Annotated in this window: 15 protein-coding genes; 10 read left to right on the forward strand and 5 right to left on the reverse strand. The window is 68.9% G+C overall.

What is annotated here, in order from left to right; all coding sequences use genetic code 11:
- Positions 1-113 precede the first annotated feature (113 nt).
- From ugpB to ugpQ, 5 genes are read left to right on the forward strand one after another with little or no spacing between them, the layout of a single operon-like run.
- Positions 114-1445 (forward strand): sn-glycerol-3-phosphate ABC transporter substrate-binding protein UgpB, encoded by a 1332-nt coding sequence (ugpB, locus tag VJ693_RS06615; RefSeq protein WP_324152723.1) that lies wholly within the window; start codon positions 114-116, stop codon positions 1443-1445.
- 14 nt (positions 1446-1459) lie between these two features.
- The gene (ugpA, locus tag VJ693_RS06620; protein WP_324152724.1) at positions 1460-2344 is read left to right on the forward strand and encodes a sn-glycerol-3-phosphate ABC transporter permease UgpA; all 885 of its coding nucleotides are present in this window, start codon (positions 1460-1462) and stop codon (positions 2342-2344) included.
- Between the two features lie 7 nt (positions 2345-2351).
- A complete protein-coding gene (ugpE, locus tag VJ693_RS06625) occupies positions 2352-3200 on the forward strand; it encodes a sn-glycerol-3-phosphate ABC transporter permease UgpE (protein ID WP_324152725.1) in 849 nt (282 codons plus the stop codon).
- Positions 3201-3218: 18 nt separating this feature from the next.
- A complete protein-coding gene (locus tag VJ693_RS06630; RefSeq protein WP_324152726.1) occupies positions 3219-4280 on the forward strand; it encodes a sn-glycerol-3-phosphate import ATP-binding protein UgpC in 1062 nt (353 codons plus the stop codon).
- 28 nt (positions 4281-4308) lie between these two features.
- The gene (ugpQ, locus tag VJ693_RS06635) at positions 4309-5055 is read left to right on the forward strand and encodes a glycerophosphodiester phosphodiesterase (RefSeq protein WP_324152727.1); all 747 of its coding nucleotides are present in this window, start codon (positions 4309-4311) and stop codon (positions 5053-5055) included.
- A 24-nt stretch (positions 5056-5079) separates the two neighbouring features.
- Here ugpQ and VJ693_RS06640 read toward each other — a convergent pair whose 3' ends face one another.
- Positions 5080-6396: an MFS transporter gene (locus VJ693_RS06640; protein ID WP_324152728.1), complete on the reverse strand. Its 1317-nt coding sequence runs from the start codon at positions 6394-6396 to the stop codon at positions 5080-5082.
- A gap of 369 nt (positions 6397-6765) precedes the next feature.
- Between VJ693_RS06640 and VJ693_RS06645 the strand changes: the two genes are divergently transcribed.
- From VJ693_RS06645 to VJ693_RS06665, 5 genes are read left to right on the forward strand one after another with little or no spacing between them, the layout of a single operon-like run.
- Positions 6766-7092: a hypothetical protein gene (locus VJ693_RS06645; RefSeq protein ID WP_324152729.1), complete on the forward strand. Its 327-nt coding sequence runs from the start codon at positions 6766-6768 to the stop codon at positions 7090-7092.
- Positions 7093-7099: 7 nt separating this feature from the next.
- Positions 7100-7564 (forward strand): polymer-forming cytoskeletal protein, encoded by a 465-nt coding sequence (locus VJ693_RS06650; RefSeq protein WP_324152730.1) that lies wholly within the window; start codon positions 7100-7102, stop codon positions 7562-7564.
- A 40-nt stretch (positions 7565-7604) separates the two neighbouring features.
- On the forward strand, positions 7605-8123 hold the full coding sequence (locus VJ693_RS06655) for a polymer-forming cytoskeletal protein (RefSeq protein ID WP_324152731.1): 519 nt from the start codon (positions 7605-7607) through the stop codon (positions 8121-8123).
- A 19-nt stretch (positions 8124-8142) separates the two neighbouring features.
- A complete protein-coding gene (locus tag VJ693_RS06660) occupies positions 8143-8445 on the forward strand; it encodes a hypothetical protein (RefSeq protein WP_324152732.1) in 303 nt (100 codons plus the stop codon).
- Position 8446: 1 nt separating this feature from the next.
- Positions 8447-8860: a polymer-forming cytoskeletal protein gene (locus VJ693_RS06665; RefSeq protein ID WP_324152733.1), complete on the forward strand. Its 414-nt coding sequence runs from the start codon at positions 8447-8449 to the stop codon at positions 8858-8860.
- A 15-nt stretch (positions 8861-8875) separates the two neighbouring features.
- Here VJ693_RS06665 and VJ693_RS06670 read toward each other — a convergent pair whose 3' ends face one another.
- From VJ693_RS06670 to VJ693_RS06685, 4 genes are read right to left on the reverse strand one after another with little or no spacing between them, the layout of a single operon-like run.
- Complete coding sequence (locus VJ693_RS06670; protein ID WP_324152734.1) at positions 8876-9619, reverse strand: amino acid ABC transporter ATP-binding protein; 744 nt, start codon at positions 9617-9619, stop codon at positions 8876-8878.
- Positions 9616-10317, reverse strand: a complete 702-nt coding sequence (locus VJ693_RS06675; RefSeq protein ID WP_324152735.1) for an amino acid ABC transporter permease — start codon at positions 10315-10317, stop codon at positions 9616-9618. Before VJ693_RS06675 ends, VJ693_RS06670 begins: the two co-directional genes overlap by 4 nt.
- Position 10318: 1 nt before the next feature.
- Positions 10319-11017 (reverse strand): amino acid ABC transporter permease, encoded by a 699-nt coding sequence (locus VJ693_RS06680; protein WP_324152736.1) that lies wholly within the window; start codon positions 11015-11017, stop codon positions 10319-10321.
- Between the two features lie 25 nt (positions 11018-11042).
- Positions 11043-11867, reverse strand: coding sequence for an ABC transporter substrate-binding protein (locus VJ693_RS06685; RefSeq protein ID WP_324152737.1), 825 nt, complete (start codon positions 11865-11867; stop codon positions 11043-11045).
- Positions 11868-11883 lie beyond the last annotated feature (16 nt).

Below are 11883 nucleotides of genomic sequence, written 5' to 3' on the forward strand. Positions count from 1 at the left end.
CGCGGCCATGCCACAAAACGCAATTGTCACAATGCAATGAAACACTTGCGCGTTTCACTGCAGTTTGATTGCGTTTGGGCGCGTTTTGCGCCCGCAACCTTGGAGGAGACCTCATGCATTCCAGGCCCGCCCGGCACGCCACGCTCGCTTCACTCGCCCTCGGCCTCGCCGCCCTGCTGGCCGCCGGGCCCGCCCGCGCCCAGGTCGAGATCCAGTGGTGGCATTCGATGACCGGCGCCCTGGGCGAGCGCGTCACCGAGATCGCCAACGGCTTCAACAGCTCCCAGTCGACCTACAAGATCGTGCCGATCTACAAGGGCAGCTACCCCGAGTCGATGACCGCCGCGATCGCCGCCTACCGGGCCGGCAACCCGCCGCACATCGTGCAGGTGTTCGAGGTCGGCACGGCCACGATGATGGCCGCCCAGGGCGCCATCAAGCCGGTCTACCAGCTGATGAAAGACGCCGGGCTGCAGTTCAACCCCAAGGCCTACCTGCCCGCGGTCGCCGGTTACTACACCGACCGCAAGGGCAACATGCTGTCGATGCCGTTCAACTCGTCGACGCCGGTGTTCTACGTCAACGAGGATGCGTTCAAGAAGGCCGGCCTGGACCCGAAGGCGCCGACCACCTGGAAGGAATTCGCCATCGCCGCAGGCAAGCTCAAGGCCAGCGGCCAGGCCTGCGTCTACACAACCGGTTGGCCGGCCTGGGTGCACATCGAGAATTTCAGCGCCTGGCACAACCTGCCGATCGGCACGCTGGAAAACGGCATCGGCGGCCTGAAGACCGAGTTCAAGATCAACTCGCCGGCGCATGTGGCCCACGTGCAGATGCTGGCCGATTTCGCGAAGAACGGCTGGTTCACCTACGCCGGCCGCAAGAACGAGGCCGAGGCCAAGTTCTTCAGCGGCGAGTGCGCGATGCTGACCTCCAGCTCCGGCGCGCAGGCCAACATCCGCAAGAACGCGAAGTTCGCATTCTCGGTCAACATGCTGCCCTACCACGACGAGATCGCCGGCGCGCCGCAGAACTCGATCATCGGCGGCGCCAGCCTGTGGGTCATGGGCAAGAAGAAGGCCGATGAGTACAAGGGCGTCGCCACCTTCTTCAACTACCTGTCGAACACCGACCTGCAGGTGCGCTGGCACGAGATGACCGGCTACGTGCCGATCACCGTGGCCGCCTACGAAGCCGCGAAGAAGTCCGGCTACTACGAGAAGGTACCCGGCGCCGACATCGCCGTGCGTCAGCTGAACTTCAAGCCGCCGACCGCCAATTCCAAGGGCCTGCGCTTCGGCAGCTATGTGCAGGGCCGCGAGATCATCGAAGAGGAGATGGAAGCGGTGTTCGCCGGCAAGAAGACCGCCCAGGCCGGGCTCGACGAGGCGACCCGCCGCGGCAATGAGCTGCTGCGGCGCTTCGAAGCCACGGCCAAGGAATAAGGCGCGTCCACGACATGGGTCAACGTGTGGCCTTCGGCAGCCGGTGGCTGCCGTATGCGCTGGTCTTGCCGCAGATCACCATCACGGTGGTCTTCTTCTTCTGGCCGGCGCTGCAGGCGCTGTGGTATTCGTTCCAGTTGCAGGACCCGTTCGGCGAGAGCACCGAGTTCGCCGGACTGACGAACTTCGCCGCGCTCTGGCATGACTCGGCCTACCTCGCCTCGTTCCAGACCACCGCGCTGTTCAGCGTGCTGGTGGCATTCCTCGGCATCGCGATCTCCCTGCTGCTGGCCACGCTGGCCCACCGCGTGGCACGCGGCGCGTTGGTCTACCGCACGCTGCTGATCTGGCCTTACGCAGTGGCGCCGGCGGTGGCCGGCGTGCTGTGGGCCTTTCTCTTCGCGCCGAGCATCGGCATCGTCAGCTACGGACTGCGCCAGCTCGGTGTCGACTGGAACTGGGTGCTGCGCGGTGACCAGGCCATGCTGCTGGTCGTGATGGCCGCGACGTGGAAGCAGATCAGCTACAACTTCCTGTTCTTCCTGGCCGGGCTGCAGTCGATACCCACCTCGCTGATCGAGGCGGCGGCGATCGACGGGGCGAGCCCGATGCGCCGCTTCTGGACCATCGTGTTCCCGCTGCTGTCGCCGACGACCTTCTTCCTGCTCGTCGTCAACATCGTCTATGCCTTCTTCGACACCTTCGGCGTGATCGACGCCACCACCAGCGGCGGCCCGGCCCAGGCCACCAACATCCTCGTCTACAAGGTCTACACCGACGGCGTGAAGTCGGCGGATCTCGGCGGCTCGTCGGCGCAATCGGTGATCCTGATGGTCATCGTCATCGCGCTGACCGTCGTGCAGTTCCGCTTCGTCGAACGCCGCGTGCAATACGGATAGCCCCTCCATGATCGAGAACCGCAAGGGGCTGGACTGGCTGACGCACGTGCTGCTGATCGGCGCGGTCGCCGTCGTCGCCTTTCCGCTGTACGTGACCTTCGTCGCGTCGACGCACACGCTGGAAGAGGTGCTCACGGTGCCGATGCCGCTGCTGCCCGGCTCGCACCTGATCGAGAACTACGCCCAGGTGCTGGGCGCCGGCTCGACACGCGGCGCCGCCGCGCCGGTGGGCCCGATGATGTTCAACAGCCTGGTGATGGCGCTGATGATCACGCTGGGCAAGATCGCGATCTCGATCATCGCGTCGTTCGCGATCGTCTACTTCCGCTTCCCGTTCCGGCGCACCTTCTTCTGGATGATCTTCGTCACGCTGATGCTGCCGGTCGAGGTGCGCATCATCCCGACCTTCAAGGTCGTGTCCGATCTGGGCATGCTGAACTCCTACGTCGGCCTGACGTTGCCGCTGATCGCCTCGGCCACGGCCACCTTCCTGTTCCGCCAGTTCTTCATGACCGTGCCGGACGAACTGACCGAGGCCGCGCGCATCGACGGCGCCGGCCCGATGCGCTTCTTCTTCGACGTGCTGCTGCCGCTGTCGGCCACCTCGATCGCGGCGCTGTTCGTGATCCAGTTCATCTACGGCTGGAACCAGTACCTCTGGCCGCTGCTGATCACCACCGACGAATCGATGTACACGGCCGTCATCGGCATCAAGCGGATGATCGTCGGCGGCGATGCGCTGACCGAGTGGCCGCTGGTGATGGCCACCGCGATGCTGGCGATGCTGCCGCCGGCCATCGTCGTGCTGCTGATGCAGAAGTGGTTCGTCAAGGGCCTGGTCGATTCCGAAAAGTAGCACTGCATACCCACCAAGATGGCAAGCATTTCCCTGCGCGCGGTCGAGAAGACCTATGGCCACGGCGCCCACGCGAACAAGGTGATCCACGGCGTGAACGCCGAGATCGCCGACGGCGAGTTCATCGTCATCGTCGGCCCGTCCGGCTGCGGCAAAAGCACGCTGCTGCGCATGGTGGCGGGGCTGGAAGAGATCAGCGGCGGCGAGATCGCGATCGGCCCGCGCGTGGTCAACCGGCTCGAGCCGGCCGAGCGCGACATCGCGATGGTGTTCCAGAACTACGCGCTCTACCCGCACATGAGCGTGTACGACAACATGGCCTACGGCCTGAAGATCGCCAAGCGGCCCAAGGCCGAGATCGACGAGCGGGTCAAGAAGGCGGCGCGCATCCTCGAGCTGGGCCACCTGCTCGAGCGCAAGCCGCGCCAGCTTTCGGGCGGCCAGCGCCAGCGTGTCGCGATGGGACGCGCGATCGTGCGCCAGCCGCAGGTCTTCCTGTTCGACGAGCCCTTGTCGAACCTCGATGCCAAGCTGCGCGCGCAGACGCGGCTGGAGATCCAGAAGCTGCATGCCGAGCTGGGCGTCACCTCGCTGTTCGTCACGCACGACCAGGTCGAGGCGATGACGCTGGCGCAGCGCATGATCGTGATGAACGCCGGCGTGATGGAGCAGATCGGCTCGCCGGAAGAGGTCTATGCCCGGCCGGCGACGACCTTCGTGGCCAGCTTCATCGGCTCGCCGCCCATGAACCTGCTGGCCGGCGAGGCCACGGCCGACGGCTTCAGGCTCGGCGATCTGGTGCTGCCGCTGCCCTTTCCGCCGCCACGCCTGGGCCCGCTCACGCTGGGCCTGCGCCCCGAGCACGCCGAGCCGCACGCCGAGGGCCGCTGGCCGCTGCAGGTGGAGCTGGCCGAGATGCTGGGCGCCGAGCGCCTGGTGCATGGCCGCCTCGGCCCGGCGGCGTTCACGCTGCGCATCCCGAGCACCGACCCGGCGCCCCGCGCCGGCGAGCGCGTGATGCTCGCCGCGACGCCCGAGCACCTGCACTGGTTCGACAGCGGCACCGGCCGGCGCGTGTGATGGAGCCCCCGCGCAGTGGCGAATTCCGATGACGACCCTTCCTGATTGGCCCCACCCGCGCTGGATCGCCCACCGCGGCGCCGGCAAGCTGGCGCCGGAGAACACGTTGGCCGCCTTCCGCCTCGGCGCCTCGCACGGCTACCGCGCCTTCGAGTGCGACGTGAAGCTCTCGGCCGACGACGTGCCCTTCCTGCTGCACGACGACACGCTGGACCGCACGACCACGGATGCCCAAGGCCGTGCCGCCGACCGGCCGTGGGGCGCGCTGTCGCGCCTGGATGCCGGCGGCTGGCACAGCGCCGCCTACGCGGGCGAACCGTTGGCCAGCCTGCAGGCCGTGGCCACCTGGCTGCGCCGCAACCGCGCCTGGCTCGATCTGGAGATCAAGCCGACCGAGGGTGACGAGGAGCGCACCGGCCGCATCGTCGCGACCGAGGTCGCGCGCCTGTGGGCCGGCGACGCGACGCCCCCGCTGCTGTCGTCGTTTCGCCCCGAGTCGCTCGCCGGCGCGCGCGACGCCGCCCCGGGGCTGGCCCGCGCGCTGCTGGTCGACACCGACTGGCCCGGCTGGCTGGACTTGGCGCTGCAGCTCGGCTGCGTCGCGGCCATCACCAACCACCAGCTGATGGACGCGGCGCTGCTCGCCCGCCTGCACCAGGCCGGCCTGCGCGCGCTGGTCTACACGGTCAACGATCCCGTGCGCGCGAGCGAGCTGCTGGCCATCGGCATCGACGGCATCATCACCGACGCGGTCGACCGCTTCGCCCCCGGCTGAGCCCCGCAGCCCGAGCGCGCCGCATCAGACCGTTCCTTCGGCCAGCGCCTCGGTCCCGCCCACCTGCACCGGCTGGGGCAACCGCCGCACGCCGCGGATCGCCTGCCACTGCCAGGCCGCCAGCGCCAGCAGCAGCGAGCCGACGCCGGCGAACGCCAGCGCCGCACGCAGGCCGAGGTGCTCGCCGAGCCAGCCGCCCAGCAGCGCGCCCGGCCCGGCCGGCAACAGCGTCAACCAGCGCATCGTGCTCGTCATGCGGCCGAGCATCGGCTCGGGCGTCACCGCCTGGCGCAACGCCAGGAAGTTGATGAACACCAGCACCGCGCCGACGCCGAACAGGCACAGCATGCCCGCGAAGGCCGCCACCCCCAGCGCGCCGACCGGCGCCAGCGACAGCATCGCCCAGCCGCAGCCGGTGATCGCGAAGCCCAGCACCAGGCACGGCCCGGGGCCGATGCGGCGGCTGATGCGATCGCCCGCCAGGCTGGCGGTGATGGTGCCGACGCCGAGCGCCACGTAGCTCAGGCCCACCGCCTGCTCGCCCATGCCGAGCACCCGCGTCGCGAACAGGATCTGCACCACCAGCGCCGCGTGGTGGCACATCTGCAGCGCGCCGACGCACACCGCCAGCGCCACCAGCAGGCGGTGCTTCACGACGAAGCGCAGCCCCGCCATCAGGTCGGCCCAGAAAGCCGCACCGCCGGCCGCGGCCTGCCGCTGTTCCGGCACGCGGATGCCGCGCAGGATCAGCGCCGAGCTGAGCAGCCCGAAGGCATCGACCAGCAAGGCCACCGGCGCGCCCAGCAAGCGGATCAGCGCGCCGGCCACGCCCGGGCCGGCGACCTCGGCGCCCGAGCTGGCGAGCGAGTTCTTGGCATGCGCCTCGACCAGCCGGTCGCGTGAGACGACCTGGGTCAGCACCACCTGCGCCGCAGAGCCGGCGATCGTGTAGACGGTGCCGATGAAGAACGCCACCGCATACAGCCAAGGCATCGCGAGCCAGCCCAGCCACCAGGCCAGTGGCACGCTCGCGACCGCGAAGGCCAGCATCGTCTCGCCGGCGATGTAGACCGGCAGCTTGCGCACCCGGTCCAGCCAGACGCCGCCCGGCAGCGAGAACAGGATGAACGGCGCGATCTCCATCGCGGTCAGGCGCCCCATCTGCGTCGGCGTGGCCTGCAGCAGCACCGCGGCCGTCAGCGGCAGCGCGAGCATCGTCACCTGCCCGCCGAGCGAGCTGATCAGGATCGACGACCACAGGCGGCGGTAGACCGCGTCGCGCAGCAGGTCGTCAGGGGCCAGCCGAAAGCGGCGGGCCAGTGCTTGAAACCATGACCTCATGGGTCTTCATTCCTTCTCGGCCATGCATGCGCCTTGCCTGGGTAAGGCAAGGCCCGCGTGGGGAAAGCAGCGAAAGAGGAGGGCCGTGTTTCCGATTCTTCCGCCGAGGGGGACTCGGCGGCCGCCCGAAACTACCGGGCGCGAAGCCGAATGTCCGCTAGTGCGGGATGCCTCCCGCCATGACGACAAATGCCACCGGTCGGTGACCGGAGCAGCGTCGGGTGATGGCGTCGGCGGGCTTCATCGGGAACGTGGGGCAGGTGACGCGAAATGCGTGCGCGGATCCTATCAGCCGCACCAATGAGCACGCAAGCGAACGGGCTTCGCAAACGTGGGGGGGACACGCCCTCGATCGCCGATAATTTGACGATGCAGGACCGCACGGCGCTCGATCGCTACTTCACCGAACAGGTGGTGGGCGAGCCCATCGTCATCGCCATGGGGCCCAGTGAAGGCGTACGGCGCGAACCCCAGCGTGGCCTGCGCCTGCATCTTCTCGAGGCCCAGGCCGAGCTGCTCGGGCATGCGGCGCGCGGGCTGGTCTCGCCGCTGAACGGCGACGCGGGGTTCGGCCAACCGGTCTCGACGCAGGCGCTCGTGCGTGCACGGCGTCGCTTGCTGGTGCTCGCGCTGTTCGCGATCCTCGCGCTGTGGAGCATATTGCTGTGGTGGATCTTCGAGCGCGTGGCTCGATGAACTCCTGATGAATCCCCAACCCGAAGCTCCGCACGTGACCGACAAGCCCCAGGACACCTTGGTCATCGACCCGGTGAAGATGAACATCGTGAACCGCATCGCCGCGGACACGGTGCTCGCGGGCGACTTCCTGTTCAAAGGCGGCGTGCTGCTGCAAGGCACGTTGCAAGGCGTGGGCGAGATCGCCGGGCGGCTGGTCGTGTGGCACGACGCACGGCTGATCGGGCGCTTCCGCATCCTGGGCGATCTGTACCTTCTGGGCCAGCTCGGCGAAGCCACCGAAACCGAGGACGAGGTCGACGAGCAGACCGAGATCGAATGCCAGGGCACGGCCTACGTCGCCAGCAGCGGCGTCAGCACCGGCACGCTGATCGCCGCCAAACTGCGCATGTATGATGGAGCGGTCCTGCAGGGGCCCTTCCGCACCTTGCGCAACGCGCAGTCGCTGCCGGTGTTGCACGGCGACGCCTGACGCCCCGGCACCCTGCCCTTTCCGCCCTCACGCACCGCCCATGGACAACGACGACTTCCCTGCGCCGGCCGAAGGCGGCAGCGACCCCGCCAGCCCGGCACCGGCGCCCGAAGTACCGATGGGCCAGCCCATGCCCGAGACCCAGCGTGTGCCGACCTTGCTGCCGCGCATGCAGGCGGTGGCGTCGCCGCCGGCCGGCGAGCTGCGCGTGTCCACCCTCGGCTCCGGCCTGTCCTTCGTCGGCAACGCCCGCATCGACGGCTCGCTGACCGTGGCCGGCGAGGTGCAGGGCAACATCGAGCTGGAAGGCAGCGGCAGCGGCCACGTGACGATCACCCAATCGGGCACCGTGGTCGGCGACATCCGCGCCCGCAACATCTCGGTGCTCGGCCAGACGGTCGGCACGCTCGATGCCTCGGGCGGCCGGGTCTCGCTGCACGACACGGCCAGCGTGTCCGGCCGCATCCGCTACACCCACCTGCAGGTCAATGGCGCCGACCTCAACGCCCAGCTGGAGCGCGTGCGCCCCGAGGGCGATGGGGCCGCCGGCTCACGCTGAGCCGGCCGGCGCGCCGCCCGTGGCCACCACCGACGAGTTGCGCCGGGCCGCGCTCGAGCGCTCGGCCCGGCGCAACGCCGAAGTGGCGCGCCGCCGGCTGCGCTGGCGCTGGGTGGCCTGGGCGGTGTACAAGCTGCTGATCTGGACTTTGCCGCTGCTGCTGCTGGCCGAGCTGTACTGGGCGCTGTGGTTGCGGGACCATCCGATGCCCGAGGCCCTGCAACCGCTGCTTCACCGGCCCGCAAGCACCCGCTCACCCCATGCGCCATCATCATCGCCCCCCGCGTCCGCCGGCGGCACCCAACCCCAAGGAGACCCTTGACGTGAACGGCCAAGACAACCAACGCGCACCGGCCCGGCTGGTGCCTGCCGAGCAGCTGAACAACATCTCGAGCCTGGTCGCCGAAGGCGCGCAGTTCGAAGGCACCTTCAGCGCGAAGGCCGACCTCGGGCTGAAGGTCGACGGCATGCTCAAGGGCGACATCCGGCTCGAGAACGGCGGCACGGTCCACGTGGGCGCCACCGGCATCGTCGAAGGCACCACCATCGAGGCCGACCATGTGCTGATCGAGGGCAAGGTGCGCGGCACCGTGATCGCGCGCAAGACGCTCGAGATCACCGGCTCGGCCACGCTGATGGGCGATGCGATGTACGACGCGCTGCTCGACGTGCATCCGCGCGCCCGGCTGCGCGGCAAGATCGAGTTCCGCGGCGAGATGGACCTGGCCGAGGAATAGCTCGCCTCGCGGCCGTCAGCGCGCCGCGTCGAATGGCGAGCGGATGTCCGCCAGGAACTTCTGCGCCCGCGGGTGCTGTGGCCGGTTGAAGAAGTCCGCCGGCGTGGCCTGCTCGAGCACCCGGCCGGCGTCCATGAACCAGACGCGATCGGCCACCTCCCGCGCGAAGCCCATCTCGTGGGTGACGCAGACCATGGTCATGCCGTCGCGGGCGAGATCGCGCATCACCAGCAGCACCTCGCCGACCATCTCGGGGTCGAGCGCGCTGGTCGGCTCGTCGAACAGCATCAGCGGCGGCTGCATCGCCAGCGCCCGTGCGATGGCCACCCGCTGCTGCTGACCGCCCGACAGCTCGGAGGGCATCGCGTGGGCCTTGTGCGCCAGGCCCACGCGCTCGAGCAGCGCCATCGCCCGCTCGCGCGCCGCAGCCGGTTTCAGCCGGCCCAGATGGATGGGCGCGAGCGTGCAATTGCCCAGGGCGCTCAGGTGCGGGAACAGGTTGAACTGCTGGAACACGAAGCCGATGTGCGAGCGGAACTCGTTGAGGTCCAGGCCCGGTGCGTGGATGTCCTGACCGTCGATCGTGATGCGGCCGGATCGGATCGGCTCCAGCCGGTTCAGCGTGCGGATCAGCGTCGACTTGCCCGAGCCCGACGGGCCGCAGACCACCACCACCTCGCCCTTGGCGACCGAGCCGGTCACGTCGACCAGCGCGTGGTAGTCGTCGAACCACTTGTTGACGGCGTCGAGCTGGATCATGCGGTGCGTGGGGCGGGGGTTTCGCGCCGGGCCAGGCGGCGTTCGAGCCAGTAGGCCCAGCGCGTCAGCCCGAAGCAGAGGATGAAATAGGTCAGGGCCAGCAGGCCGTAGATCTCGGCCGGCCGGGTCAGCACCTGGGCGCTGATCTGCGAGGCGATGAACGACACCTCGGACAGGCTGACCACGTACCCCAGCGAGGTCTCCTTGATCGTCGAGACGAACTGGTTGATCAGCGACGGCAGCATGTGCCGCAGCGCCTGCGGCAGGATCACCAGCCGCATCGCCTGCAGCCAGCTCAGGCCACAGGAACGTGCACTCTCCACCTGCCCGCGCGGCAGGCCCTCGATGCCGGCCCGGATGATCTCGGCCAGGTAGGCGCCGTCGAATACCACCAGCGCCGCCAGCATCGTCAGGAACTGGTTGGTCTTGACCCCCGTGAGGCTGGGGATCAGGAAGTAGGCCCAGAACACCACCATCAGCAACGGGGTGCCGCGCACCACGTAGATCAGGCCCATCGCCGGCCAGCGCAGCGCGCGCCACGGGCTCACGCGCGCCAGCGCCATCGCCAGCCCGACCGGGAACGCCAGCAACAGCCCGAGCGAGGCCAGCAGCAGCGTCAGCGCCAGCCCGCCGAGCGGTCCATTGGGGTACTGCCCGATCAGGAAGTACAGCCAGTAGTCTTGGAACAGTTCGACCATCTCAGTGCCGCCCCCGCGCGCTGCGCCTGTGCTCGTAGCCGACGGCGAGCGCGGTGATGAGGATCGACACGCCCAGGTAGCCGGCGGTCGCGAAGGCGAAGGCCTCGAAGCTGCGGAAGGTCGCGCTTTCGACCTGCTGGGCCTGGTACAGCAGCTCGGCCACGCCGACCACCATCGCCATGCTGGTGTTCTTCCACAGGTTCAGCGTCTGCGAGATCAGCGGCGGCACCGTGATGCGCAGCGCCTGCGGCAGCACGACGCGCCGCATCGCGGCGAGGAAACCCAGGCCCAGAGCCCGCGCCGCTTCCATCTGCTCGCGCGGCACGGCGCGCACGCCGCTGCGGATGTCCTCCGACATGTAGGCCGCGGTGTACAGCGTCAGCGCGATCACCGCCGCGGCCACCTCGATGTTGCCGCGGTACAGCCACTGCCTGAGCGCGTCGGGCAGCAGCTCGGGCGCGCCGAAGTACCAGAACAGGATGTGCGCCAGCAGCGGCACGTTGCGGATGGCCTCGACGAACGCGAAGCCCGCGCCCGCGAGCAGCCGGGACGGCGTCAGGCGCAGCATCGCCACCAGCAGCGCCAGCGGCAGCGCCAGCACCAGCGTGCCGGCCGCGAGCTTGAGCGACAGCCAGAAGCCCGCGACGAGCTGCTCGTGGTAGGGGCCCGCGCTCAGCAGGGCGAGATCGAACTCCGGCATCGCCCGGCGGCGCCGCTGGCGTCGATCAATCGATCTTGTCGGTCTCGATCTTGAACGGACGCGACGGGAACTTCATCTTCGTCGCGGGCCCGAACCACTTGGCGAACAGCTTCTCGGCCTCGCCCGAGCGCTCGAGATCGCGCAGCACGCCGTCGACCAGCCCCTTCATGCCGGCCTCGCCCTTCTTCAGGCCGAGCGCCAGGTGCTCGGTGCTGATGCTGGCGGGCAGGATCACGTAGTCCTTCTGTGCCGGCCCCAGCTTGCTGAAGTCGTCGATCAGCGAGGTCTCGTCGTTCACGTAGGCCACGCCCTTGCCCTGCTGCAGCGCGAGAAAGGCCTGCGGGCTGTTGTCGAACGAGACGACCTCGGCGCCGGGCACGAGCTTGCGGATGTTCTGCTCCATCGTCGAGCCTTTGACCGTCAGCACCTTCTGCCCGGCGAGCTGCGCCGGCTGCTGGATGCCGCTGGCCTTCTTGGTCATCACCTTCTGCCCGGTGATGAAGGTCGACAGCGAGAAATCGATCAGCGCCTCGCGCTCCTTGTTGTGGGTCAGCGAGGCAGCGAGGATGTCGACACGGCCCTGCTGCAGCTCAGGCACGCGGGCGGCCACGGCGAGCTGCTTGAGCGTCGTCTTCACGCCCAGCTTCTTCGCCACGGCCTGGCACAGGTCGACGTCGTAGCCGACGATCTCGCGGCTCTTCGGATCGACGAAGCTGAAGGGGTCGTCGGTGCCGAGCACACCGCACACGAGCTCGCCGCGGGCCTTGACGTCGGCCACCTGGTCGGCATGGGCCAGTGGCGCCAGCGTGGCGATCAGGGCCAGGGCGAGCAGGCGGAATCGGGTCTTCATCAACTCTCTCCTTGCG

Origin of the sequence: Ideonella sp. (assembly GCF_035254525.1) — a bacterium.
Classification (GTDB): Bacteria; Pseudomonadota; Gammaproteobacteria; order Burkholderiales; family Burkholderiaceae_C; genus Ideonella.